The sequence below is a fragment of the Streptomyces sp. NPDC026394 genome (assembly GCF_055567735.1).
In genome coordinates this window covers 947186-972786 of the sequence record NZ_JBVHPX010000001.1, presented here as the reverse complement: position 1 = coordinate 972786, position 25601 = coordinate 947186, and the positions used below count along the sequence as shown (strand labels likewise).

Below are 25601 nucleotides of genomic sequence, written 5' to 3'. Positions count from 1 at the left end.
CATCCTCCGGCGTGTGCCGGTGGACGGGGTATCAACATATCTGGCGTTGACTTTTGGCACGCTGTTGAGTTCTCAAGGAACGGACGCTTCCTTTGCGCCTGTCTCACCAGGCTCTCCGGGCGCTTCCCTTCGGTCTTGCGTTTCCGACTCTATCAGATCCTCGCGGTCCTGATTTTCGCCGGTGCGTTTCGGCCTTTCGGCTTCTTCGCGGTTCCAACCTTACCAGATCCGTTCGGCGTTTCCGCTTTCCGTTTCCGGCCCCTGCTGGAGCGGGGCGACCGTCCGGCTTTCGCTTTTCGGCCTTTCCGACTCTATCAGATCCGATTCCCAGTCCGTTGCCGGTCTGAATTCGTTTCCGATTTCCGTCGGAGGGTTTTGCCTTTCGGCTGTTCCGACGCTATCAGATTTCTCCGGGCCGGAATTCCGTCCCGTCGGGAGGTCGTCCGGACGCGCAGGCGTACCGGGTTCCCCTTCAGGCGGAGCCGTAAACGTACTGGAGCGGGGCGCCCGGATGCAAATCCGGTTGCCCCGCTCCCGTACCTGTGCAGGCGGCCCCTGGGGGTCAGACCTCGACGACCACCGGGAGGATCATCGGGCGCCGGCGGAAGTTGTCGGAGACCCACTTGCCGATGGCCCGGCGGACCAGCTGCTGGAGCTGGTGCGGCTCCGCGACACCGTCCTGGGCGGCCTTGGCGAGGATCTCGTCGATCTTGGGCATCACGGCGGCGAAGTCCGCGTCGTCGATGCCCGAGCCGCGGGCCTGGATGTGCGGCCCGCCGACGATCTTGCCGGTGCTGGAGTCCACGACCAGGAACACCGAGATGATGCCCTCGTCGCCGAGGATGCGGCGGTCCTTGAGGGAGGACTCGGTGACGTCGCCGACCGACAGGCCGTCCACGTACACATATCCCGCCTGAACCTTGCCGACGATCTTGGCGACACCCTTGACCAGGTCGACGACCACGCCGTCCTCGGCGATGACGATCCGGTCCTTGGGGACGCCGGTCAGCGCGCCGAGTTCGGCGTTGGCGCGCAGATGGCGCCATTCGCCGTGCACCGGCATCAGGTTCTTCGGCTTGCAGATGTTGTAGAAGTACAGCAGTTCGCCGGCCGAGGCGTGGCCCGAGACGTGCACCTTGGCGTTGCCCTTGTGGACGACGTTGGCGCCCCAGCGGGTCAGGCCGTTGATGACGCGGTAGACCGCGTTCTCGTTGCCCGGGATCAGCGACGACGCGAGGATCACCGTGTCACCGGGGACGATGCGGATCTGGTGGTCGCGGTTGGCCATCCGGGACAGGGCCGCCATCGGCTCGCCCTGGGAACCCGTGCAGACCAGCACGACCTCGTCGTCCGGCAGGTCGTCGAGGGCCTTGACGTCGACGACCAGCCCGGCCGGGACCTTCAGATAGCCCAGTTCACGGGCGATGCCCATGTTGCGGACCATCGAGCGGCCCACGAAGGCGACCCGGCGTCCGTACTCGTGTGCCGCGTCCAGGATCTGCTGGATGCGGTGCACATGGCTCGCGAAGCTGGCGACGATGATGCGCTTCTGGGCACCCGCGAAGACCGTGCGCAGCACGTTGGAGATGTCGCGCTCGGGCGGGACGAAGCCCGGGACCTCGGCGTTCGTGGAGTCGGACAGCAGGAGGTCGATGCCCTCCTCGCCCAGCTTGGCGAACTTCGGGAGGTCGGTCAGGCGGCGGTCCAGCGGGAGCTGGTCCATCTTGAAGTCGCCGGTGTGCACGACCATGCCCGCGGGGGTGCGGATGGCGACCGCGAGGGCGTCCGGGATGGAGTGGTTGACCGCGACGAACTCGCAGTCGAAGGGGCCGATGGCCTCCGTGTCGCCTTCCGCGACCTCCAGCGTGTACGGCCGGATGCGGTGCTCCTGGAGCTTCGCCTCGATCAGGGCGAGGGTCAGCTTGGAGCCGATCAGCGGAATGTCCGGCTTTTCGCGCAGGAGGTAGGGGACACCGCCGATGTGGTCCTCGTGGCCGTGCGTGAGCACGATGCCGTCGATGTCGTCGAGGCGGTCCCTGATGGACGAGAAGTCCGGCAGGATCAGATCGATTCCGGGCTGCTCCTCCTCCGGGAAAAGCACTCCGCAGTCGACGATCAGCAGCCGACCGCCGTACTCGAAGACCGTCATGTTGCGGCCGATCTCACCCAGGCCGCCGAGGGGGGTGACGCGCAGGCCGCCCTTGGGGAGCTTCGGCGGCGCGCCGAGCTCAGGATGCGGATGACTCAAAAGACTCTCCTCACCACACACGCCACGTCGCCGTGAGGCACACGTGGCGCGCATGACATTCGTGCACTTGCGGTTTGGCGGTTGTTTTCCATGTTCAGTTGTGAAGTCTGTGGTTACAGCTGTACCCCGCCGGCGGCGAGATCGCGCTTGAGCTGTTCGGTCTCGTCCGCCGACAGTTCCACCAGCGGCAGGCGCAGCGGCCCGGCGGGCAGGCCCTGGAGCCCGAGCGCGGCCTTGGTCGTGATGACGCCCTGGGTGCGGAACATGCCGGTGAAGACGGGCAGCAGCTTCTGGTGGATCTCGGTGGCCTTGGTGACGTCACCGTGCAGGTGGGCGTCGAGCAGGGCGCGCAGCTCGGGCGTGACGACGTGGCCGACGACCGAGACGAAGCCGACGGCGCCGACGGACAGCAGCGGGAGGTTGAGCATGTCGTCGCCGCTGTACCACGCGAGGTTCGAGCGGGCGATGGCCCAGCTGGCGCGGCCGAGGTCGCCCTTGGCGTCCTTGTTGGCGACGATGCGCGGGTGCTCGGCGAGCCGCACCATGGTCTCGGTGTTGATCGGCACACCGCTGCGGCCGGGGATGTCGTAGAGCATGACCGGCAGGTCGGTGGCGTCCGCGATGGCGGTGAAATGCCGGAAGAGACCTTCCTGCGGCGGCTTGCTGTAGTACGGCGTCACGGCGAGCAGACCGTGGGCTCCGGCGTCGCGCGCGGCGCGGGCAAGCTGGAGGCTGTGGTCGGTGTCGTTGGTGCCGGCTCCGGCGACGACGAAGGCCCGGTCTCCGACCGCATCCACCACGGCCCGGACCAGCTGGGCTTTCTCCGCATCGCTGGTGGTCGGTGACTCACCGGTGGTGCCGTTGACGATGAGACCGTCGTTGCCGGAGTCCACCAGGTGCGTGGCGAGCTGCTGCGCACCGTCGAGGTCGAGAGCGCCATCCGCCGTGAACGGCGTGACCATGGCGGTCAGCACCCGCCCGAAGGGGGTCTGCGGTGTGGAAGTCGGAGCCATGGGCACCACGCTACTCGTAGCTCACCTCGGGTCGCGCCCCTGGGGAGCCGGGATGTGGACTCCGGCACTGCTTGCTCGGGGGTTCAAGCAGTGCCGGGTCCGTTTCTTCAGCGTAGATGAACTTCTCGAAATGCCGCAATACGGACACCTGGCACGTCTGTGCGGTCCGGTACGGCCCCGAAGGGCGACGGCCGGTCCGCACACCGGTCCGGCGGGTCGCCCGCGGGGCCGGGGCCTTACGGGGCGATACGGCCGTTGGCGTTGAAGGCGGCGTGGGTGAGCGGCATCAGGCGGGCCCAGTGGGCCTCCATCTGCTCGCCGACCATCTCGATCTCGCGCTGCGGGAAGGACGGCACGGCCGCGAGCTCGTGCTGCGTGCGCAGGCCGAGGAAGTGCATCAGCGAACGGGCGTTGCAGGTCGCGTACATCGAGGAGAACAGGCCGACCGGCAGGACCGAGCGGGCCACCTCGCGGGCGACGCCGGCGGCCAGCATCTCCTGGTACGCCGCGTACGCCTGCCGGTAGGAGTCCTCCATGACCTTGCCGGTGAGCGCGTGCTGCTCGGGGGTGCCCTCGACGAACTCGTACTTGCCGGGGCGGCCCTGCTGGACCAGCTTGCGGGACGCGTCGGGCACGTAGAAGACCGGTTCGAGCTGACGGTAGCGGCCGGACTCCTCGTTGTAGGACCAGCCGACGCGGTGCCGCATGAACTCGCGGAAGACGAAGATCGGCGCGCTGATGAAGAAGGTCATCGAGTTGTGCTCGAAGGGGCTGCCGTGCCGGTCCCGCATCAGGTAGTTGATCAGGCCCTTGGAGCGCTCCGGGTCCTTCTGCAGCTCCTCCAGCGACTGCTCGCCGGCGGTGGAGACACGGGCCGCCCACAGCACGTCACTGTCCGCGGCGCTGTGCTTGACCAGCTCCACCGTCACTTCGCTCCGGAAGCTGGGGGCTGTGCCTTCGGAGCTTTCGACGCTCTCGGCGGGGGTAGGGGACACCGACGGTTCCTTCCGTTCATTCCACGTGGCGCGCCCCAGCCTACGGCCCGCCACCGACAGTCCCGGAAATACGACAGGATGCCGCGTACCGTACAAAATCGGACTCTGTCTCGCCCGGCTCGTCCTGTGGTTGATATTTTTCACAGAACTTGCAGAAAACGGGCACCAAACGGGCGCGACAGACGTCTAACCCTGTGACAGTGCCCACTTCGAGGTTCCAAGGAGAGCCCGCTCATGTTCCGCCGGCGAGAGCCAGTGCCGTTCGCCTTCGTCGCCGAGGCCGACCGGTTCCGCAGCAATGTCGCGCCCCCGCCCCGAGAACGCGTCAGTCGTGCCCAGCTCGCGGGCCGGTCCCTGATCGGCCTGACGGTCGTCGGCGGTCTCGCCGGCGCCCTGCTGCTCGGCGTCCCGGCGCTCCAGCAGGAGACCGGCGGTGTCGGCACGCACCAGTCCGAGGCGGCGCACGGCCGCTGATCCGGCCGGGCGGTCCGCGCGCTGTCGTCGCGCGTGCCGCCCGGTGCGAAGTGGTTCCGGCACGTAAGTCTCGATAACCTCACCGGTCACAGCCTTCATCTGCGTGCCTGGAGTGAGGATCCGCCGTGCCCCTGACCTTTCTGACGGCCGACCGCGACCTCGACGACCAGGCCGATCAGGCACTCGAAGCGCCGTTGCCCCATGCGGGGCCGGACCGCTGGCGCCGTCCCTACCGTCCGGGCCCCGGACGCGTGGGGGCGGCCGCCGTGCTTCTGCTGCTGTCCTCGTTCGTCCTGCTGTCCGCGGTGATCATCGTGACCGCCGGGACGCTGCCCGCCGCCGCCGTCTGCGCCGGTGTCGCGGTGCTGATCATCGCGCTCGCGTTGCGCTTCCTGCGGGTGGGGGTGTGGGTGAGCGCCCACGGCCTGCGCCAGGTGGAGCTGCTACGGACGACGACGCTGCGCTGGAGCGAGGTCGCCGCCGTCCGTACGGCCCAGCGGCCGGTGCGCTGGCTGGGTCTGCCGCGGACGGTCCAGGGCCAGGCCCTGGTGGTCGAGCGGCAGGGCGGCAGCGCGCTGCGGACGCTCGTGACGGACCACAACGCGGACTTCCTGGCGCGTCCCGAGGCGTTCGAGCTGGCCGCGGACGTCCTGGAGGCGTGGGCGGCGGAGTACGACGGTAGCCGCGCCGAGCCGTCCTGCCGGTGACCGCAGGCCGGGAAGTCCTGCCGGTAGCCGCAGATCGGGGCCGGCTCCTGGTGGGAACCGGCCCCGGTGGGCAACGGTGCCCGTACGGCTCAGGCCGTACGGGCACCGCGTCGTTCAGGCCCGTACGGGCTTGCCCTCGTGCAGGGCGATGGCCCGCTGCATCGCCTTACGGGCCCGCGGGGTGTCCCGGGCGTCGTGGTAGGCGACCGCCAGCCGGAACCAGGCCCGCCAGTCCTCCGGCGCCTGCTCGGTCTCGGCACGTCGCCGGTCGAAGACCTCGTCGGCGGAGTCCCGGTCGATACGACCGCCCGAGGTGCGCTTCAGCTCGTCGACCGGCAGCCCGCCCTCGGCCTCCAGCTCGCGCGCGAGGCGGCCTGCCTTGCGGGCGAACTGGGTGGTGTGCCAGAGGAACCACAGTCCGATGAACGGCAGGATCAGGACAGCGACGCCGAACGCGACGGTCAGCACGGTGCCCTGCTCGATGAGCAGGACGCCCCGGCTGCCGACGAGGACGAAGTAGACGACCAGGACCGCCGCGAGGACGCAGTAGGTGATCTTTGCACGCACGCGCGAACCCCGTCAGTCCAGGTCGAGGAAGTTCTCCAGGCCCATGGTCAGGCCGGGAGTGGTCACCACGCGGCGCACGCCGAGCAGGATGCCCGGCATGAAGCTGCTGTGGTGGAGCGAGTCGTGGCGGATGGTGAGGGTCTCCCCCACCCCGCCGAGCAGCACCTCCTGGTGGGCCAGGAGACCGCGCAGCCGTACGGAGTGGACGGGGATGCCGTCCACGTCCGCGCCGCGGGCGCCGTCCAGCGCGCTGCTGGTGGCGTCCGGCTGCGGCGGGCAGTCCGCGGCGGCACGGGCCTCGGCGATCAGCTTGGCCGTGCGGGCCGCGGTGCCCGAGGGCGCGTCGGCCTTGTTCGGGTGGTGCAGCTCGATGACCTCGGCCGACTCGAAGAACCGGGCCGCCTGCTGCGCGAACCGCATGGTCAGCACCGCGCCGATGGAGAAGTTCGGGGCGATGAGCACGCCGGTGCGGGGCGACGCGTCCAGCCAGGTGCGCAGCCGCGCGAGGCGTTCGTCGGGCCAGCCGGTGGTGCCGACGACCCCGTGGATGCCGTTGCGGACGCAGAACTCCAGGTTCGCCATGACGGCGTCGGGGTGCGTCAGCTCGACCGCGACCTGGGCGCCGGCCCCGGTCAGCGTCTCCAGCCCGTCGCCCCGGCCCAGGGCCGCGACCAGTTCCATGTCCTCGGCGGCCTCGACGGCCCGTACGGCCTCGGAGCCGATGCGGCCCTTGGCGCCGATGACCGCCACGCGCAGCTTGCTCATCGTTTCCCGCTCTCTCTTTCCCAGTACCAGTGGGTACGCCTGGTACCTCCGGTACGCCTGATACGAAAGGTCAGGCGACCGCGTCGTGCAGCCGGTCCGCCTGCCGGTCCTTCAGCGGGCCGATGACGGACAGCGACGGGCGCTGTCCCAGTACATCGCGGGCCAGTTCCCGTACCTCGTCCGGGGTGACCGCCGCTATCCGGGCCAGCATGTCGTCGACCGACATCTGGGCGCCCCAGCACAGCTCGCTCTTGCCGATGCGGTTCATCAGCGCGCCGGTGTCCTCCAGGCCGAGCACGGTGGAACCGCGCAGCTGCCCGATCGCGCGGCGGATCTCGTCGTCCGTCAGGCCCTCGTCGGCGACCTGGTCGAGCTGGTCGCGGCAGATCTTCAGGACGTCGTCGACCTGGTTCGGGCGGCAGCCCGCGTACACGCCGAACAGACCGCAGTCGGCGTAGCCGGAGGTGTACGAGTACACGCTGTAGGCCAGGCCGCGCTTCTCCCGTACCTCCTGGAAGAGGCGGGAGCTCATGCCGCCGCCGAGGGCCGTGTTCAGCACGCCCATGGCCCAGCGGCGGTCGTCGGTCCGGGCCAGGCCCGGCACGCCGAGGATCACGTGGGCCTGCTCGGACCTGCGGTTGAGCAGTTCCACGCGGCCCGCCGTACGGATGGTGCGGGAGCCGTCGCGCGGGGCCATCGGCACGGCGTCCGTACGGTCGAGGGCACCGGCCTTCTCGAAGGCGGCGCGGACCATCCGGACGACCTTGGCGTGGTCGACGTTGCCGGCGGCGGCGACGACCAGGCGGGTCGGGTCGTAGTGCTTCTTGTAGAAGCGGCGGATGCGCTCGGGGGTGAGGGCGTTGACCGTGTCGACGGAGCCCAGGACCGGGCGGCCGAGGGGGGTGTCACCGAGCATGGTGTGCGCGAACAGGTCGTGCACACAGTCGCCCGGGTCGTCCTCGGTCATCGCGATCTCTTCGAGGATCACGCCGCGCTCGGCGTCGACGTCGGCGGGCTCGATGAGCGAGCCGGTCAGCATGTCGCAGACCACGTCGATGGCGAGCGGCAGGTCGGTGTCCAGCACCCGCGCGTAGTAGCAGGTGTACTCCTTCGCCGTGAAGGCGTTCATCTCACCGCCGACCTCGTCGATCGCGGCGGAGATGTCGAGCGCGCTGCGCTTCCTGGTGCCCTTGAAGAGCAGGTGCTCCAGGTAGTGGGTGGCGCCGTTCAGCGAGGGGGTCTCGTCACGGGAGCCGACATTGGCCCAGATCCCGAAGGTGACGGAGCGGACGGAGGGCAGGGTCTCGGTGACCACGCGCAGGCCGCCGGGCAGGACCGTCTTGCGGACCGTGCCGGCGCCGTTGGTGCCCTTGAGAAGCGTTTGGGTACGGGCGACGGCCCGCCCCTCCGAAGAGGTGCGGGCCGTCGTCCGTGAGCTACGGGACGTCACTTGGCGGCGTCGTCCTTCGCCTCGTCCTCGCCCTCGATGACCGGAGCCAGCGACAGCTTGCCGCGCTGGTCGATCTCGGCGATCTCCACCTGGACCTTGGCGCCCACGGCGAGCACGTCCTCGACGTTCTCGACGCGCTTGCCGCCGGCCAGCTTGCGGATCTGCGAGATGTGCAGCAGACCGTCCTTGCCCGGCAGCAGGGAGACGAACGCACCGAAGGTGGTGGTCTTGACGACCGTGCCCAGGTAGCGCTCGCCGACCTCCGGCATGGTCGGGTTGGCGATGCCGTTGATCGTGGCGCGGGCGGCCTCGGCGGCCGGGCCGTCGGCGGCACCGATGTAGATGGTGCCGTCGTCCTCGATCGTGATGTCGGCGCCGGTGTCCTCCTGGATCTGGTTGATCATCTTGCCCTTGGGGCCGATGACCTCACCGATCTTGTCCACCGGGATCTTGACGGTGATGATGCGCGGCGCGTTCGGGGACATCTCGTCCGGAACGTCGATCGCCTCGTTCATCACGTCCAGGATGTGCAGGCGGGCGTCGCGGGCCTGCTTGAGGGCCGCGGCCAGCACGGACGCCGGGATGCCGTCCAGCTTGGTGTCGAGCTGCAGGGCGGTGACGAACTGCTTCGTACCGGCGACCTTGAAGTCCATGTCGCCGAACGCGTCCTCCGCACCGAGGATGTCGGTGAGGGCGACGTAGTGCGTCTTGCCGTCGATCTCCTGGGAGATCAGGCCCATGGCGATGCCGGCGACCGGGGCCTTGAGCGGCACACCGGCGTTCAGCAGCGACATCGTCGAGGCGCAGACCGAGCCCATCGAGGTGGAGCCGTTGGAGCCCAGCGCCTCGGAGACCTGGCGGATGGCGTACGGGAACTCCTCGCGCGTCGGCAGCACCGGCACGATGGCGCGCTCGGCGAGCGCGCCGTGGCCGATCTCGCGGCGCTTGGGCGAGCCCACGCGGCCGGTCTCACCGACGGAGTACGGCGGGAAGTTGTAGTTGTGCATGTAGCGCTTGCGGGTCACCGGGGAGAGGGTGTCCAGCTGCTGCTCCATGCGGAGCATGTTCAGGGTGGTGACGCCCAGGATCTGGGTCTCGCCACGCTCGAACAGCGCCGAGCCGTGCACCCGCGGGATCGCCTCGACCTCGGCGGCGAGCGTACGGATGTCCGTCACGCCACGGCCGTCGATGCGGACCTTGTCCTTGATGACGCGCTCACGCACGAGGGACTTGGTCAGCGCGCGGTAGGCGGCGGAGATCTCCTTCTCGCGGCCCTCGAACTGCGGCAGCAGCTTCTCGGCGGCCACGGCCTTGACGCGGTCCAGCTCGGCCTCGCGGTCCTGCTTGCCCGCGATGGTCAGCGCCTGGGCCAGCTCGCCCTTGACGGCGGCGGTCAGCGCCTCCAGGACGTCGTCCTGGAAGTCGAGGAAGACCGGGAAGTCGCCGACCGGCTTCGCGGCCTTGGCGGCCAGGTCCGACTGGGCCTTGCACAGCACCTTGATGAAGGGCTTGGCGGCCTCCAGACCGGCGGCGACGACCTCCTCGGTGGGGGCCTCGGCGCCGTCCTTGACCAGCTGGATGGTCTTCTCGGTGGCCTCGGCCTCGACCATCATGATCGCGACGTCGCCGTCCGGGAGGACACGGCCGGCCACGACCATGTCGAAGACCGCGTTCTCCAGCTCGGTGTGGGTCGGGAAGGCGACCCACTGGCCGTCGATCAGCGCGACCCGGGTGCCGCCGATCGGGCCGGAGAAGGGCAGGCCGGCCAGCTGCGTGGAGCAGGAGGCGGCGTTGATCGCGACCACGTCGTAGAGGTGGTCGGGGTTGAGCGCCATGATCGTCTCGACGATCTGGATCTCGTTGCGCAGGCCCTTCTTGAAGGAGGGGCGCAGCGGCCGGTCGATCAGGCGGCAGGTGAGGATCGCGTCCTCGGAGGGCCGGCCCTCACGGCGGAAGAAGGAGCCGGGGATCTTGCCGGCGGCGTACATGCGCTCTTCGACGTCCACCGTCAGGGGGAAGAAGTCGAGCTGGTCCTTGGGCGTCTTGGACGCGCTGGTGGCCGACAGCACCATGGTGTCGTCGTCCAGGTACGCGACGGCGGAACCGGCGGCCTGCTTGGCCAGGCGGCCCGTCTCGAAGCGGATGGTGCGGGTGCCGAAGGAGCCGTTGTCGATGACGGCTTCGGCGTAGTGGGTCTCGTTCTCCACCAGGGATATCTCCTCGTCTGCGTCAACCGCCCGTGTGGCGGTGGACCTTCGTCGGTGGAGCGCCGGGGTTGCGGGCCGGTCTTCGATCGAAGCACCCGGATACGGGGTCGCGCGGTTCGTCCGCGCGCCTTCCGGGGGCCACTACCGAGGACCGGCGGCTGAAAGGCGCTCCACCTCTTCGCTATGGCGTTATGGGACCAGACTACAAAGCTCCGGTCCACCGGGCAGGGGACCGGACGTCCGGTACGTACGGCAAAGGGAGCGGCCCCCGGGTGTGGGAACCGCTCCCTTCACGTCGTCTTACTTGGCGCCCGCCGCACCGCGGCGGATGCCCAGGCGCTCGACCAGCGCACGGAAGCGCGTGATGTCCTTCTTCGCCAGGTACTGCAGCAGGCGACGGCGCTGGCCGACGAGCAGCAGCAGACCACGGCGGGAGTGGTGGTCGTGCTTGTGGACCTTGAGGTGCTCGGTCAGGTCCGAGATGCGGCGGGACAGCATCGCGACCTGGACCTCGGGGGAGCCGGTGTCACCCTCCTTGGTGGCGAACTCGGCCATGATCTGCTTCTTCGTAGCGGCGTCGAGCGACACGCGGTACTCCTCTTGATGTCCATCGGCCCGCGAGCGCCCCTGGATCGACTTCACAGGGGATCTTGGATGACTCAACAAAGGCCGTCACCCAGAGTACCAGCTGCAAACGGCCCCCCGACCGGGCGGTCGGGGGGCCGTGCGGACGGGTGACCCCCTGTCGTGGGCGGGTCATCCGTACGAGGAGCTTTTCGCGGTCTCCTACGAGGAGCCGGTCAGACCGCGCACGGTGCCGTACACGTCCAGTACCGCCAGGCACAGCGGCACCAGCGACAGCAGGACGACGCCGTCGAAGATGTCGAAGACGCGGCCCCAGAAGGGGGTGACGCCCTTGCGCGGGACGACCAGGCCCACACCGACCAGGATGGCGGCGCCGGCCGCGATACTGCCGGAGAACCAGACCGTACGGACGTTGAGCGGGCCGGAGTCGCCGAAGCGCACGAGGTCGGCGATGACGTCGACCGGCGGGTGCAGCGCGATGCCCAGGATGAGCAGGACGACCGTCAGGATGCCGGCGATCGTCAGGCAGGCGACCTGCGCGGTGTAGTCGAAGAGCCGGGCCCGCAGCATGATCGTGATGCCGGCGGCCAGCGCCAGCAGCTGTGCCCAGCTGTTGTCGGAGAAACCGAGGACGACGCCGGCGGCGCCGACGACCAGCGCGGAGCAGCCGGCGACCAGGCCGAGCAGGAGTTCGTGGCCGCGCTTGGCCTGGTTGCCGATCTTGACGAAGTCGACGGACTCGGTCGCCGCGCCCGGCTCGCCGTCGTTGTGCGGACCGGCGGCGATCTGGTCGGGCGACTTGTAGCCGATGGGCAGCCGGGCGAAGCGCGAGGACAGGCCGGGCAGCCAGGCGACCACCGCGATGGCGACGACGGCGGTGACCGCGGCGACCTCGCGCGGCTCGGCCTCGGTGAGGATGGCGGCGAAGACCGCGAGGGTGCCGATGGTGGCCAGGAAGGCGGCGGCCACGAAGGGCGCGTCGCCGCGCGGCAGGAGGACCACCAGCAGTACGGACGCGATCAGTACGGTCACGCAGCCGACCAGGAACTGCAGCCGGCCGGGGCCCTCGCCGTCGGCCACCGGCATGATCCCGGAACCGGCGATCAGCAGGTGCGGCAGCGACGCCAGGCCCAGGGCGATGGACGAGGCGTGGTCGTCGTAGACCCGGGCCCGTACGCCGGACAGGGCGACCAGGACGATGCCGGTCACGCCGGCGATGATGCCGGGCAGGCGGTGCATGTCGCGGTCGGCCGGGTTGGAGAACCACAGAGCGAACGCCATCATGACGAGCAGGAGCACGCCGGCGGTGAGGCCGACGATGTTCATCAGGTCGTCGCTCCACCGGTTGCGGTTGCGCTTGACCGCGGAGGCGACGGCGTCCGAGACGTCGTCGAAGACGGGCAGCGGCAGCGACTCGGCGAACGGGCGCAGCAGGAGCAGGTCGCCGTCGAGGATGCGCTGCTGGGCGAGTGACTGGCCGGCGTCCAGGACGGTGCCGTCCCGGCGCACCAGGTGGTATCCGGTGGGGGCGCCCTCCGCCTGGGACTGACCGGAGAGTCGCAGGATCTCCGGATAAATATCGACGAGTGCGACATCCTCCGGCAGTGCCACGTCGATCCGTGCGTCCGGCGCGGCGACTGTGACCCGGCAGAAGCCGGTGCCTGTAGTCGTGCTCACCTGGCGGTTCCCCCTATCCGTTGGGCAGTTTGTCGCGTGCGTGCCTTATATATAGGGGCGCCGCCACCGTGCCTTATATATAGGGACGTCGTTACGGGGCCTTGGGCGCGCTCGCGAGGCGTCAGCGTACCCCCCAATTAGGCCGCCGCCCCACCCGCCCCGGCACTTGACCGTTAACAGTAGGATCAACGCCTGCGTCGGGCCATGGACTTGGTCCGGGGGACCGTCGAACCAACGGGGGCGGTCCGAGACTGCGAGATGCATGAAGGACTGATGCCTCGGTGAGCGTTGTCATCGTCAAGCGCCCGCCCCGCGCGCTTCCACCTGATATCCCCGGTGAGGAGTTGACGCTCGAAGCTCCGCCGGAGCTGCCTCGCGAAGGCGAGGACAACATGCTGATGAACCTCATGCCGATGATGGGCATGGCGGGTTCGGCGGGTTTCCTGTTCATGGGCACCCAGCCGTTCATGAAGATCATGGGCGGCGTGATGGTGGTTTCCACCCTCGCGATGGCTATTGTCCAGATCGTCAAGGCCCGCCAAGGGCCTTCCGGGCAAATGCTCCAGGAGCGCCAGGATTACCTCAAATACCTGGCGCAGAAGCGAAAGGAAGTGCGGCGCACCGCGCGCAAACAGCGTGACGCGCAGCTTTTCCTCCACCCCGATCCGGGGCAATTGTGGGCGGTCGTAGCCGAAGGCAAACGGGTGTGGGAACGCCGCCCGTCCGACCCCGACTTCGCACAAGTACGGATGGGGCTGGGCCCGCAGCAGCTCGCCACTCCCCTGAAGGCGCCGGAGACCGCGCCGGTCGACGAACTGGAACCGCTCACCGCGCACGCGATGAAGGAGTTCCTCGACAAGCACGGGTATCTGGACCAGTTGCCGCTCGCGGTCTCGCTGCGGGCCTTCTACCACCTGACGGTCTCCGGCGACCCGGACACCGTGTACGGGTCGGCGCGCGCCATCCTCGCGCAGCTGTGCACCCTGCACTCGCCGGAGGACCTGGTCGTCGCCGTGGTGGCGGCGCCGGGCGCGCAGGCCGAGTGGGAGTGGACCAAGTGGCTGCCGCACGTGCAGGACAAGACCACCGACGGCGCCGGCACCCGCCGGCTGGTCGTCGGTGACCTGGGGGAGATCGAGGAGCTGCTCGCCGAGGAGCTGGAGGGCCGCGGCCGCTTCAACCCGCAGGGCACGCCGGTCACCGACACCCCGCACGTGGTGGTCGTGCTGGACGCCGGCGAGGTGCCGATGGACTCGGTGATCGCCGGGGCCGAGGGCCTGCAGGGCGTGACGATCCTGGAGGTCGTGCCGGGCGACCTGGACGAGATCCGGGGCGGACTGGCCGTGCAGGTGTGGCCGGGCAAGCTGGTGCTGGAGTCGGCGGGCGGCGCGGTCTACAACGGGACCGTGGACACCCTGTCGGTCTCCGAGGCGGAGTCGCTGGCGCGCCTGCTGGCGCCGCTGCGGGCCGGTTCGGGCGCCGACGGCGAGGAGCCGCTGCTGTCCAACCTGGACTTCACGGATCTGATGAACATCGGCGACGCCGGTTCGGTGGACGTCTCGCGCACCTGGCGCCCGCGCACGCTGCACGAGCGGCTGCGCGTGCCGATCGGTGTCGACAAGGACGGCCAGCCCGTCATGCTCGACATCAAGGAAGCGTCCCAGGAGGGCATGGGCCCGCACGGCCTGTGCGTCGGCGCGACCGGTTCCGGCAAGTCCGAGGTGCTGCGCACCCTGGTGCTCGCCCTCGCGGTCACCCACTCCTCGGAGACGCTCAACTTCATCCTCGCGGACTTCAAGGGCGGCGCCACCTTCACCGGCATGTCCGAGATGCCGCACGTCGCCGCGGTCATCACCAACCTGGCCGACGACGTCAGCCTGATCGACCGTATGCGCGACTCGATCACCGGTGAGCTGCAGCGCCGTCAGGAGCTGCTGCGGTCGGCGGGCAACTACGCCAACATCACCGACTACGAGAAGGCCCGCGCCGCCGGCGCCCCGCTGGACCCGCTGCCCTCGCTGGTGATGGTGCTCGACGAGTTCTCCGAGCTGCTGACCGCCAAGCCGGACTTCATCGACATGTTCATCCAGATCGGCCGGATCGGCCGGTCGATGGGTGTGCACATGCTGCTCGCCTCGCAGCGCCTCGAAGAGGGCAAGCTGCGCGGCCTGGACACCTTCCTGTCCTACCGGCTGGGTCTGCGGACGTTCTCCGCCGCCGAGTCCCGTACGGCGATCGGCGTGCCGGACGCGTACCACCTGCCCAACGTGCCGGGTTCCGGCATCCTGAAGTACGACACCGAGACGATGGTGCAGTTCAAGGCCGCGTACGTGTCGGGCCCGTACCGCGGTCCCGGCGCCGGCGGTGGCGGCGGTGGCAGCCGTACGAGCCGGATGCCGGTGCCGTTCACGGCGTCCCCGGTGCTGGCGCCGATCGTCGAGGAGATCATCGCCGAGGAGCCGTCGCTCACCCAGCAGCAGGACGACGCGCTGGCCGACACCGTCCTGGACGTGATCGTGCAGCGGATGCAGGGCCAGGGCCCGCCGGCGCACCAGGTGTGGCTGCCGCCGCTGGACGAGTCGCCCACCGTCAACCAGTTGCTCCCGGCGCTCGCCGTCACGCCCGAGCGGGGCGTGCACGCCCCGGAGTACACGGCGCTCGGCAAGCTGGTCGTGCCGGTCGCGCTCGTGGACAAGCCGTTCGAGCAGCGGCGCGACGTGATGTACCTGGACTTCTCCGCCGGCGCCGGTCACGGCCTGGTCGTCGGTGGTCCGCAGTCCGGCAAGTCGACGCTGATCCGTTCCGCCATGGCGGGCTTCGCGCTCACCCACACCCCGTCCGAGGTGCAGTTCTACTGCCTCGACTTCGGTGGCGGCGGCATGCTGGCCATGGAGGGGCTGCCGCACGTCGGCGGCGTCGCCTCCCGGCTGGACGCGGAGAAGGTCCGCCGTACGGTCGCCGAGGTCGTCGGCATCCTCAACGCGCGCGAGGAGTTCTTCCGCGCGAACTCCATCGACTCCATGGGGACCTACCGCCAGCGGCGCGCCGCCGGCGCGTTCCCGGACCAGAAGTGGGGCGATGTCTTCCTCGTCATCGACGGCTGGGGCACCTTCAAGACCGACTACGAGCAGCTCGACCCGGTCATACTGGACATCGCCAGCCGCGGTCTCGGCTTCGGCATCCACCTGATCCTCGGCGCCTCCCGCTACACCGAGGTGCGGCCCGCCCTGCGCGACCAGCTGCTGAACCGCGTCGAGCTGCGGCTCGGCGACCCGATGGAGTCGGAGTTCGACCGCAAGCGCGCGGAGAACGTGCCGATGGGCCGCCCGGGTCGTGGCCTCTCCCCCGAGAAGCTGGACTACCTGGCGGCGCTGCCCCGTATCGACGGCGTCCAGGAGGCGGAGAGCCTCAGCGACGGCATGGCGCACCTGGTGGCCACCGTCAAGGAGCACTGGCAGGGCGAGCCCGCCCCGAAGGTGCGGATGCTGCCGACGCTGCTCCCGGCGAGCGACCTGCCCAAGGGCAGCGACTACCCGGAGCACGGCATCGCGATCGGTGTCGACGAGACGACTCTGTCGCCGGCGTTCATCGACTTCGAGACCGACCCGCTGCTGGTGATCTACGGCGAGAGCGAGTCCGGCAAGTCCTCGCTGCTGCGTCTGATCGCCAAGCAGATCGCGGAGCGCTACCCGTCGGACAAGGCCCTCATGGTGGTCTCCGACTACCGGCGCGCGCTGCTCGGTGAGATCCCCGAGAGCCACATGTACAAGTACTGTGCGGCGGGGCCGCAGTTGCAGGAGGTCATCACCGGGCTGGCCGGTTCGCTGGGGCGCCGGATGCCGGGCCCGGACGTCACGCCGGAGCAGCTGCGCAACCGCAGCTGGTACGACCTGCCGGACGCGTTCGTGATCGTGGACGACTACGACCTGGTGGCGACCAGCAGCGGCAACCCGCTCCAGCCGCTGCTGGAGTACCTGCCGTTCGCCCGCGACCTGGGTCTGCGCCTGATCCTGGCGCGCAGCTCCTCGGGGGCCGGACGCTCCTCCTTCGAGCCCGTGATGCAGCGGACGAAGGAACTCGGCGCCCAGGGTCTGATCCTGTCGGGCGACCCGGGCGAGGGGCCGCTGATGGGCAACATCAAGGCGACCAGCCTGACACCGGGGCGTGCGCACTTCATCACGCGCAAGCGCGGTGCGCAGTTGGTGCAGACCGGGTGGCTGCCGGCGCACAGCGGCTGACGGGCGGTCCGGCGCCGTCGCGGCGCCGGACGAAAGCGGTGGGGCGCCTCTCCTTCGGGAGGGGCGCCCTGGCGCTTTTCCGGGTGTGAGTGTGCGGGTGGGTGCGGGCGTCGGGGCGGGGCTCCGGCTTCAGCCGAAGGCGCCGTGGCGGCGGACGTCGTGGGACGGGGGGTTGGCGTCCTTGTCGGCCTTGTCGGCCTTGTTCTTGGTGTTGGGTTGTTCCTGGGGGCTGGGCTGTTTCTGGGTACTGGGCCGTCCCTGGAGGCCGGGCCGTTCCTGGGGGCCGGACGGCTTTTCGGCGGACGGCGCCTTGGGGGGCGCCTCGGAGGCGCCGTCCGCGGCCGCGGTCTCTCCCGTACGTACCCCCTTGGCCACGCCCGCGCCGCCCCGTGCGTTCTTCGGTCCGGTCTGCGGCGGTCCGAAGGGGTCGGGCCCCTGAGGCGCGCTGGAGGTCTCCCACTGCGCCGTCAGCGGAGGCCGCTGCCCCCGGCCGCCGCCCTTGCCCCCCTTCCCTCGGAAGGCGCCGCCCAGCGATGTGGCGAGCTGGCCCAGGGCCATGAAGCCGTACGCGGTCTGCGTACCGGACGACTGCGCGCCGTTGTTCTGGGAGGCGTCCGGTGCGGCGTCGTGAGCGCCGGAGCCCACGCCCGCGTGCGCCCCCTTGTCCTGGGAGGCGGCGTTCTCCAGGTCGGCGGCGGCGAGTTCGAAGGCCGGCAGGGTCTCGTCGACGGACCGCTTGAGCTGGTGCCACTCCGCCGCGAACGCCTCACCCGCGGGGCCCTGCCAGTTGGCGGCCGCTGCCTTGCCCACCTGCCGGTCCAAGTCCCGCACCAGGCCGTCCAGGTGCTTTCCCATGTCCCGCCAGCCGGCTGCCGCCTCGTGCAGGGCTTGGGGGTCGCGCTGCTCGGTCACTGGACACCCCGGATCGCCTTGACGAGTTCTTCCTCGGCCGTGTCCGTCGACACGGCGGTCTCCCGGAGGCCGTCGGCGACCTCCGTCAGCCGCTCCCGCAGCTGTTCCAGGGCGCGTTCGGCCTGCTCGTACAGCTCCAGGTACGGTCCGGCCGCCTCGCGTGAGCCGAACCCTTCGCACAGCGCCGCGGCGTCACTGCGCCGTCTGAAAGCGGTCAGCTGACGGCCCAGGTCGTCCGCGGATATCTCGAACTCGGTACCGAGCTTGTGCAGCTCCTCGGTACTGATCCGGACCTCGTCTGACATCTTTTCTCCCCGAATTGATTGGCGCGGCGCGAATGACGCGGCTCGAAAGCGGCGACGGCCTGCCGGACAAGTCCTCAGGTCTAGCACACCCGGATAGCGACCGACCGGCACGTCCGGAGCGGCGGGGCGGCAGTACGGGGCGGGAAAAGGGACCAATATCCCGCAATGCCAACAAGCCTCCTTGACGAGTGGTTCCGATCCGTCATTAGACTCATGACGCCGGTGCAGCACACGCGGTTGCTGTACCACCGAGTTCACCGGGGGCAGAAGACATGAACGGCACGAACGGCGCGGGCAATGAGCGGCAGATCCAGGACGCGGATCTGATGGACGTCGCCCAGGATCCCGAACAGGCGCACCGGCTGCGCAAGGCCCTGCAGACGCTGGCCACCAACCCCAAGGTCGGCGGAAAGCTCCAGGAGATGGCTCAGGAGGTGCTTTCCGGGCGGATCGGCATGAAGGACGCCATCCAGTCCGAGGAGTACATGGGCGCCATCGGCGACCGTATGAACGAGATGCGGCGGGCGGCGGAGAACCAGACGCAGGCCGAGCGGGAGGCCTCCCGCGAGCAGTTCGCGAAGTGGCAGAAGGAGCAGGAGGCCAAGGAGGACCAGGAGCGCGCCGAGCGCGACGGGCCTTCGGGTGCCATCGTGACGGGGCCGCGGCGGGGCGGCCGGGGCGGGTCGAGCCACCGGGACTGACCCTGCGGGCCCGGCTGTCGGTGGCCGGGCCCTGCACGTCGTCCGGCGTACGGAGTCGGTTCTTTGACGCCTTCGGCGGCTTGACGGCTTCGTCGGGTTGGACGGGTTGGACGGCTTCGGCGTCCTGGACGGTTTGGGCTTCTCTGGGTCTTCGGCGCGTTCGGCGTCTTTGGTGCCGTACTCCTCGGGGCCCGGCTCGTCACCATGTTTTCCCGCTTGTCCGCTCTCCCGTCCGGTGTTTGACCGCATACGCCGGTACGTGATCTTCCCTTGTCGACGCATGCCCGCTCTTGTCTGCGCTTGTCTTAGTTGGACTGCGCTTGCCTGAGCTTGCCTGCGCTGGATGGGAACTTGACCGGCATTACTATCGTGCGCGATCGCGTGCCGGAGAAGCGCACGCGGGAGAGAGCGGAGCAAAATGCCACATATTCGGGTGCTCAGTAAGGGCGCGCGGATCACGGCAGGCGCTTTGTGCCTGCTTTTCCTCCTGCACACCCTGTACTGGCTCGGACATGATCTTGTGACGCTCGGGCCCGGCACGCTGTGGGACGTATGGACGGGAGGCACGTCCGCCGGTCTCGGCGGTGCCCCGATGGCCGCCTATCCGGTCACGACTCCGTACGAGCTGGGCCTGGCCCTGCTGCAAGGCGCCGCCGCGGTAACCGCGTTCGCCGGGAGGCGGCCGGCCGGCGGGCTGCTCGCGGTGGCGACGGCGCTGACGTTCTCCCTGCGGGTGCAGGCCATCGTCAGCACGGGCAGCCACACCTCGACCGACCGCTGGTTCCTCGGCGCGGGCGACATCGACGACTCCACCCTCATGGCCGTCTTCCTCTCCGCGGGCGCGCTGGTGCCGCCGGCACTCGTCGCCGCCGTCGTCCTGCCTGCGGGTATCCGGGCCTGGCCGCGCCCCGGCCGGGCGCCCGGCCTGCCTCCGGTACGCCCCGGCGGCCCCGCGGGCCCCGTGTCCGCGATCGTGCTGGGCGCGTTCACGCTCCTGTGGGTGATCTGGATCTGCTACGCGCTGGCGGAGTCCCTCGGCAGCGGGCCCGGGGCGTCGCTGGAGATCCTGTTCACCGGCCGCGGCGTGCTGAGGGCCATGCTCGGCATGGCGCCCGGCTGGGCCTGGCTCACTTTCCTGCCGTTGTGCGCGGTCGGCGCGCTCCTGGCCGCCACCCGCCGGGTCTCCGCCCGCGGCTTCGCCCTCGGGACGGCGCTGGTCCTGCTGCCGGTCGCCTTCCTGAGCCTGATCGGCTCGCTCCGTACCGGCACGCTCTTCGAGCTGGGTGACGTCGCGCCGGGCGGCGTGCTGCTGGGCCGGGTGCAGATGCTGGTGGAGCTGGTCGGTTCGGTGGTGGTGCTGGTGCTGATGGGGCGGCCCGGGGTGCCGGTTCAGTCGGGGGCACCGGGACTGCCGGGGGCTCCGGGGCCAGGGATGGCGGGGGTTCCTGGGTTCACGGTTCCTGCTCATGGGTCTGGTCCTGGTCGTGGCCAGGGTGTGCCAGGGCCCTATGCGCCGGGGGCCATGGACGCGCCCGCGTACGGGCCGGTCGGAGGGCCGGTGCCGGGCGCCCCGGCCCCTGGTGGCCACCAGGGGCCGCCCGCGCGACATCAGGGCCCTCCAGGAGCTCCCGGATATCAGGCGCCTCCTGGCTACCAGGCGCCGGGCGGGTTCCAGACGCCCGGCGGATATCCGCCGCCGCAGGGCGGCTTCGGCCCGCCGCCCGCGGGCTGACCCTGCTGACCTGGGCTTCGGCGGGCAGCGGCGCCGGTGTCAGTGCCGGATCGTAGGATCAGCCAGAAGTCGAGGAGAGCGGACGTCAGAAGGCGGACAGCGGAAGTCAGAAGGCGGAGAGCGGAAAGCGGAGGGCGAAGGATTCATGGGGGACGAGGAATTCATGCACGCCACGGGCGAGGAGCGCGGCGGTACGGGGGGTTATGCGCCGCATCCGTACATCGGCGGCCGTACCGCCGTCCTGCGTGCGCTCGCCGCCTGGCGGATGCAGTGGCCCGGCGCCCCCCGGGTCGTCGTGCTCACCGGCAGCCCCGGCAGCGGGCGTTCGCACCTGGTGGCCGGCTTCCTCATGCTGTGCGACCCGGAGCACCGCAAGCGCCTGCCGCTGGACGACCTGGATCCGACGACCGTACCGCCCGACCTGCCCGCCCCCGCCGTAGCCGCCCCCGAGGGCCGCACCGCCGGACAGGTCCTGTGGACCCTCGCCGACCACTTCGGCCTGGCCGCCACCCGCGGCGCGGACATCGTCCCCGGACTCGCCGCTGCTGCCGGCCCGGTGACGGTCGTCGTGCCGGACGTCGACCGGGCGGGCCCGGTGCGGGCCGCCGACGAGCCCGCGCGCCTCGTACGGGACGTGCTGAAACCGCTCGCGGAGACCGGCACGGTCCAGCTCCTCGCCGACGTGCCGCGGGCGCTCGCCGCCGAGGTGATCGCGGCCCTGCCGTCCGGCCAAGGACAGATCATCGACCTCGACGAGCCGCGCTGGGCCGACCCCGAAGGGCTCGTCCACCAGGTGGAGACGTCGCTCGCCCCGGAGGCCGACGCCCCGGCCCTGCCGTACACCGAAGACCCCGGGGCGCGCCGGGCGCTCGCCGAGGCCGTCGCGGAGCGCGCCGACGGCAACCGGCTGACCGCGCGGCTCGCCGTACGGTGTGTCTTGATGCGGCCGGAAGGCTTCGACCCGTCCGACGGGTCACACCTGCCGGGCAGTGTGGACGAGGCGCTGGACCTGCACGCGCGGCGGCTGGGCGCCGACCCGCGGACGTTGCGGCTGATACTGGCGCCGCTGGCACTCGCCGAAGGGGCCGGGCTGCCGCTCAGGCTGTGGGGGCCGCTGGCGTCCGCCGTCGCCGGGCGCGACCTGACCGAGGAGATCGCGGACGGGATGCTGCTGGCGGGGCCGTTCGTCGAAGCGGCCGGGGGCCCCGGGGATGCCGACGGTGCCGGCCGTAAGCTGCTGCGCCTCGTGCATCCCGGCGTCGCGGACGCGGTTCGCGCCGGACTGGCCGACGCGCGCGACGCGCAGACTCGCATCGCCATGGCGCTCCTGGAGGCGGTGCCGGAGCAGGACTGGTCCCGCGCCGACCCGTACGTCCGCGACCACCTCGCCGCGCACACGCTGGCCGCCGGTCTGCTGCCGCAACTGCTCACCGACCCGGGCCTGTTCGCGCATGCCGACCCGGTCGCGCTGCGTACGGCGGTCGAAGCCGTGCCGTACGAGACCCTGGGCGCTCCCGCCCGTACGTACCTGCGGACGGCGCCGCTGCTCACCCGGTCCCAGGCGTCCGTCGTCATGCGTGCGGCGCTCCTGGAGACGGCCTTCGTCGAGGACGGCCTCGGCCCGTACGCGGACGCGGTGCACGCGCTCGGACTCGGCCTGCCGTGGCGCACGCTGTGGAGCGTGCCGCTGCCCGGGGTCACCGGCGTGACGGTCGGCAGCCTGCCGCGGACTCCCGCCGCCGGGGGCGTGGCCGGTCCGGACCCGGCCGGTACGGACCCGATCGGTACGGCCCCGCCCAGTACGCATACGGCCGGTACGGACCCGGTCGTCGCCGCGCTGCCGGTCGCCGTCTTCGTCGTTCCCGAAGGCACCCCGGGCTCCCGTACGGTCTTCGCCGGAACCGGTGCCGAGTCCAAGATCGGCTCTGCGACCGGGACCGGAGAGACGGATGGCTCCGCCGTGCTCGTCCACCAACTGCTGGGCCCGGGGCTCGTGGACGCCGACCCGGCACAGGTCCTGCACCCCTCGGAGGACGTACGGGCAGCGGCGCCGCTCACGCTGAGCCAGGGCGCGGACTACGTCCGGGTGTGGGACCGGCAGCGTACGGAGGTGGTGGCCGCCCTCGTCAGCGATGTCCCCTTCACGGACGCCGACCTTTCACCCGAGGGCGTCCTGGTCGTCGCCACGGAGCGCGGCGTCAAGGCGTTGCAGATCCCGCTGCCCGCGCCCCCGCCCGCCTCCGCACCCGTCTCCGCGTCCCTCTCCGCCCCCGTACCCGCCCCTGCTCCCCCTGCCGACACCCCCGCCGGTCCGCACGGCCGCGAAGGAGACCGCACGTGATCACCCAGGCGCAGGCCCAGGCCACCGCCGACCGCTGGCTCAATCCCGAGGGGCACCAGGGCCCGCGGCGCCAGGTCGGTATGGAGGAGTTCGAGCTCGGCTGGGTGGTGTGGGCGGTTCCGCCGCCGCCCGAGGTCGATCCGGCGACCGGCCTGCGGCGGCCGCCGGCGGAGGTGGGCAACGCCTGTGGCGTCGTCGACCGGGCCGGCGGTGAGCTGACCGTCTGGCCTTCCGTACCGGTCGAGGAGGTCGTCCGGATGTACCGCCAGAAGCACGGCGCGGACAGCGGTACGGGCAGCGGCGCGCACGGTGATGCGGGCAGCGTCACGGGCAGTGGCACGGGCAGCGATGTGGGCAGCGGGACCTCCGCGGCGACGCCCGCCGGACCGCCGGTCACCGGCCCCGGCAACACCGCCGTCGCCACGTACGACGACCCGTCCAGCGGCGCCGAGACGAACCTGGTGCGCGTGTCGCGCCCCGGCCTGCCGCCCGCCGAGTACCAGCTCTTCGACGAACTGCGGCGCATCGGCGTCCGCGGCGAGGACGTACGCGCGGTCCACACCGACCTGCGTCCCGCCCTGTTCCCCGGCGGCTACACCGGGAACTTCGTCTTCCGCGCCTTCCCCAACGCCCGTTTCTCCTGCACCGCGGGGTACGGCGCGACGCCCGAGGAGCGCGCCGAGGGCGTCGCCGGACTGCTGCGGCACGTCGAGATGACGCACCAGCTCTCGGGGCAGCAGCCGCCGCCGCGACCGCACCGGCTGCCGGTCCCGTCGCCCGACAGCGTGCCGCGGGCCGAACCGGTACGGGACGTGGCGCTCGGCAAGCAGCTCGCCGAGGTCTTCGGCCCGCAGGGGGTGTTCCGCCCGGACGCCGACGACATCGCGGGCACCGCGCTGCCCGAGGCCGCCAAGAAGACGCTGACCTGGGCCGGGCTGCCCGTGGAGGTGCCGTACTTCTTCACCGCCGACCAGGCGGGCCGGGCGCCGGCCGGCGGCCTGTTCACGGACGCGGCGACGCAGCTGCGCTCGATCGGCACGGAGGCCTCCGAGGCGACGCTCGGCCATCTGGCGGGCCATGTCCGCATCGGTACGGACGGCGCCTACCTGGTCACCGTCCAGTGCACGGCGCCGGAGGAGAGCCGGACGCTGATCGGCGCGGTGTGGGCGGTCCAGCCGTCTTCGGGCGGCGGCCGGTTCGTCAACGCCTCCCTCGCGGCGTTCCTGCGCTCCCTGGCCCTGCTGACGACCACTCGGCAGCGGATGCGGGGCATGGACCCGCGCGCGGCGGGGGCGGCGGTCGCCGCCTTCCAGGAACAACTGGTCGCGATCGACGCGTGGTCCCTGGACAGTGACAAGAACTGGTGGTCCCTGGTCGTCGAGCAGATGTGGCACGGGCTGTTCTGACGACGACCTGAGCCCTGCCGGGCGCCGGGCGCGCGGACCCGCCGGGGTGGGAGGCGAGAGGCGCGGCGGGGCTCTCAGGGCAGCAGCAGCCAGTCGGCGGCGAGGGCCGCCGCCAGGCCCAGGCCGAGCAGCCAGGTGCCCAGCCGGGTACGCCCGTTCCGGCTCAGCTCGATCACGACCCCGCACAGGATCAGCGCGGCCCCGTACACCCCCACGACCAGGACCGACGTACGGCTCGCGAGGCGGATCACGAGCACGGCCGCCATCGCGGCCATCAGCACGGAGGCCAGAACGATCCGGACCTGCCGGGCCTGACGAGGAGTCAGGCTCACGCGGCGGGCGGTCGGGGACGGTTCATCGGCATCGGCGGCATCGGCGGGTGCGTCCATGAGCGGGAATGGTACGGGACGGCTGTTCGGTCCCGTACGGCTGTGTTCGCCTCCGCCGTTCCTCTCCGCCGGTCTTCTCTGCCGCTCCCCGGCTTCCGGCCCTCGCTGCCTGCTTTGCGGCTTCCGGCTCTTGCCTCCGGCTCCCGGCTCCCGGCTAAGTGAAGAAGAGCACCGCGCCGGACAGCACCGCGCCGATCAGCCCCGCTGCCATCAGCCCGACCATCAGTGTCCGCAGCACGCCGGGGCCGACCGACCGCCACGCGTCGTCGAAGCTCGGGGCGCTCCGGAAGCGGTAGCCGGTCACCGTGCAGAGCACGCCCAGGACGAGGACGACCAGCCCGCCGCAGAGGCACAGCACGCCGTTGGCCAGCCGGTTCCAACTGTGCTGGACGTAGCTGGAGCGGCCCACCTGGCGTACCTCGATCAGGTCGCCCTCCTTGAACCGGTGCCAGGAGTCGACGCTGGCGTTCAGGTCCTTGGTCCGGCCGTCGTCCGACCGGAACGTGCCGTAGCACTGGATGTCGCGCGTACGGTTCCCCGAGTGCTGCTTGTTCGCGTAGTGGTAGTCCGTGGCGCACGCCTCCACGGTGATCTTGCCGGGGCTGCCGTCCACCCACACCGAGTACGGGCCCACGTAGACGCCGATCGCGATCAGCAGCAGCGCGGCCAGCAGAACGCCCACCCCGATCAGCCGCCCCAGGCCGCGCTTCACCTCGTCCCCCACACCCGGCGCATCGCCCGCACTGGAGGCATGGGACGCGCCTGACCTGGTGTGTTCCGACTGTGCTGCCATGGTCAGCGATCCTTTCCAGGGGCGTGCGAAGGTGCAGGACGAACGATGCACGCGTCGGTATGCCGGTCATGCCGCGCGTACGGGGGTGTACGTGCT

General features: G+C 70.7%; 20 protein-coding genes. 7 read left to right on the top strand and 13 right to left on the bottom strand.

The window, feature by feature from the left end:
- Positions 1 to 562: 562 nt before the first annotated feature.
- From ACZ4QV_RS04160 to thyX, 3 genes are all read right to left on the bottom strand, one after another.
- On the bottom strand, positions 563 to 2248 hold the full coding sequence (locus ACZ4QV_RS04160; RefSeq protein ID WP_361145355.1) for a ribonuclease J: 1686 nt from the start codon (positions 2246 to 2248) through the stop codon (positions 563 to 565).
- Positions 2249 to 2361: 113 nt separating this feature from the next.
- Complete coding sequence (gene dapA / locus ACZ4QV_RS04155) at positions 2362 to 3261, bottom strand: 4-hydroxy-tetrahydrodipicolinate synthase (protein ID WP_361145357.1); 900 nt, start codon at positions 3259 to 3261, stop codon at positions 2362 to 2364.
- Positions 3262 to 3497: 236 nt separating this feature from the next.
- Positions 3498 to 4256 (bottom strand): FAD-dependent thymidylate synthase, encoded by a 759-nt coding sequence (gene thyX / locus ACZ4QV_RS04150; protein ID WP_361145359.1) that lies wholly within the window; start codon positions 4254 to 4256, stop codon positions 3498 to 3500.
- Positions 4257 to 4490: 234 nt separating this feature from the next.
- Between thyX and ACZ4QV_RS04145 the strand changes: the two genes are divergently transcribed.
- Positions 4491 to 4730 carry a hypothetical protein gene (locus ACZ4QV_RS04145; RefSeq protein ID WP_030023054.1) on the top strand — a complete coding sequence of 80 codons (240 nt, stop codon included), beginning with the start codon at positions 4491 to 4493 and terminating at the stop codon, positions 4728 to 4730.
- 125 nt (positions 4731 to 4855) lie between these two features.
- The gene (locus tag ACZ4QV_RS04140; RefSeq protein ID WP_361145362.1) at positions 4856 to 5437 is read left to right on the top strand and encodes a hypothetical protein; all 582 of its coding nucleotides are present in this window, start codon (positions 4856 to 4858) and stop codon (positions 5435 to 5437) included.
- Between the two features lie 114 nt (positions 5438 to 5551).
- On the opposite strand, the gene ACZ4QV_RS04135 is transcribed toward ACZ4QV_RS04140, so the two are convergent.
- The 6 genes from ACZ4QV_RS04135 to eccD all read right to left on the bottom strand — a co-directional run bounded on the left by ACZ4QV_RS04135 (position 5552) and on the right by eccD (position 12688).
- Complete coding sequence (locus ACZ4QV_RS04135; protein ID WP_467762543.1) at positions 5552 to 6004, bottom strand: hypothetical protein; 453 nt, start codon at positions 6002 to 6004, stop codon at positions 5552 to 5554.
- Positions 6005 to 6016: 12 nt separating this feature from the next.
- Positions 6017 to 6769, bottom strand: a complete 753-nt coding sequence (gene dapB / locus ACZ4QV_RS04130) for a 4-hydroxy-tetrahydrodipicolinate reductase (protein ID WP_467762542.1) — start codon at positions 6767 to 6769, stop codon at positions 6017 to 6019.
- Between the two features lie 70 nt (positions 6770 to 6839).
- Entirely contained in the window at positions 6840 to 8219 is a 1380-nt protein-coding gene (locus ACZ4QV_RS04125; RefSeq protein ID WP_361145370.1) for a M16 family metallopeptidase, read from the bottom strand.
- The gene (locus ACZ4QV_RS04120) at positions 8216 to 10426 is read right to left on the bottom strand and encodes a polyribonucleotide nucleotidyltransferase (RefSeq protein WP_361147285.1); all 2211 of its coding nucleotides are present in this window, start codon (positions 10424 to 10426) and stop codon (positions 8216 to 8218) included. The genes ACZ4QV_RS04125 and ACZ4QV_RS04120 overlap by 4 nt, the downstream gene beginning before the upstream one ends.
- Positions 10427 to 10726: 300 nt before the next feature.
- Positions 10727 to 11014, bottom strand: coding sequence for a 30S ribosomal protein S15 (rpsO, locus tag ACZ4QV_RS04115; protein WP_003982664.1), 288 nt, complete (start codon positions 11012 to 11014; stop codon positions 10727 to 10729).
- Between the two features lie 198 nt (positions 11015 to 11212).
- Positions 11213 to 12688 (bottom strand): type VII secretion integral membrane protein EccD, encoded by a 1476-nt coding sequence (gene eccD / locus ACZ4QV_RS04110; RefSeq protein ID WP_361145373.1) that lies wholly within the window; start codon positions 12686 to 12688, stop codon positions 11213 to 11215.
- 281 nt (positions 12689 to 12969) lie between these two features.
- On the opposite strand from eccD, the gene eccCa reads away from it, so the two are divergent.
- Entirely contained in the window at positions 12970 to 16926 is a 3957-nt protein-coding gene (eccCa, locus tag ACZ4QV_RS04105) for a type VII secretion protein EccCa (protein WP_361145376.1), read from the top strand.
- A 129-nt stretch (positions 16927 to 17055) separates the two neighbouring features.
- On the opposite strand, the gene ACZ4QV_RS04100 is transcribed toward eccCa, so the two are convergent.
- Complete coding sequence (locus ACZ4QV_RS04100) at positions 17056 to 17838, bottom strand: WXG100 family type VII secretion target (RefSeq protein WP_467762541.1); 783 nt, start codon at positions 17836 to 17838, stop codon at positions 17056 to 17058.
- A complete protein-coding gene (locus tag ACZ4QV_RS04095) occupies positions 17835 to 18143 on the bottom strand; it encodes a WXG100 family type VII secretion target (RefSeq protein WP_361583689.1) in 309 nt (102 codons plus the stop codon). Before ACZ4QV_RS04095 ends, ACZ4QV_RS04100 begins: the two co-directional genes overlap by 4 nt.
- 272 nt (positions 18144 to 18415) lie before the next feature.
- Here ACZ4QV_RS04095 and ACZ4QV_RS04090 point away from each other — a divergent pair, with 272 nt between their 5' ends.
- The 4 genes from ACZ4QV_RS04090 to ACZ4QV_RS04075 all read left to right on the top strand — a co-directional run bounded on the left by ACZ4QV_RS04090 (position 18416) and on the right by ACZ4QV_RS04075 (position 24323).
- Positions 18416 to 18844: a hypothetical protein gene (locus ACZ4QV_RS04090; protein ID WP_361145385.1), complete on the top strand. Its 429-nt coding sequence runs from the start codon at positions 18416 to 18418 to the stop codon at positions 18842 to 18844.
- Positions 18845 to 19313: 469 nt separating this feature from the next.
- Complete coding sequence (locus tag ACZ4QV_RS04085; RefSeq protein ID WP_361638693.1) at positions 19314 to 20576, top strand: hypothetical protein; 1263 nt, start codon at positions 19314 to 19316, stop codon at positions 20574 to 20576.
- 145 nt (positions 20577 to 20721) lie between these two features.
- A complete protein-coding gene (locus ACZ4QV_RS04080; protein ID WP_361638691.1) occupies positions 20722 to 22917 on the top strand; it encodes an ATP-binding protein in 2196 nt (731 codons plus the stop codon).
- Positions 22914 to 24323: an SUKH-4 family immunity protein gene (locus tag ACZ4QV_RS04075; RefSeq protein WP_361145393.1), complete on the top strand. Its 1410-nt coding sequence runs from the start codon at positions 22914 to 22916 to the stop codon at positions 24321 to 24323. The genes ACZ4QV_RS04080 and ACZ4QV_RS04075 overlap by 4 nt, the downstream gene beginning before the upstream one ends.
- 74 nt (positions 24324 to 24397) lie before the next feature.
- On the opposite strand, the gene ACZ4QV_RS04070 is transcribed toward ACZ4QV_RS04075, so the two are convergent.
- Both ACZ4QV_RS04070 and ACZ4QV_RS04065 read right to left on the bottom strand, forming a co-directional pair.
- Positions 24398 to 24712, bottom strand: coding sequence for a hypothetical protein (locus ACZ4QV_RS04070; RefSeq protein WP_361145396.1), 315 nt, complete (start codon positions 24710 to 24712; stop codon positions 24398 to 24400).
- A gap of 154 nt (positions 24713 to 24866) precedes the next feature.
- Complete coding sequence (locus tag ACZ4QV_RS04065; RefSeq protein ID WP_361583704.1) at positions 24867 to 25505, bottom strand: hypothetical protein; 639 nt, start codon at positions 25503 to 25505, stop codon at positions 24867 to 24869.
- Between the last annotated feature and the right edge of the window lie 96 nt (positions 25506 to 25601).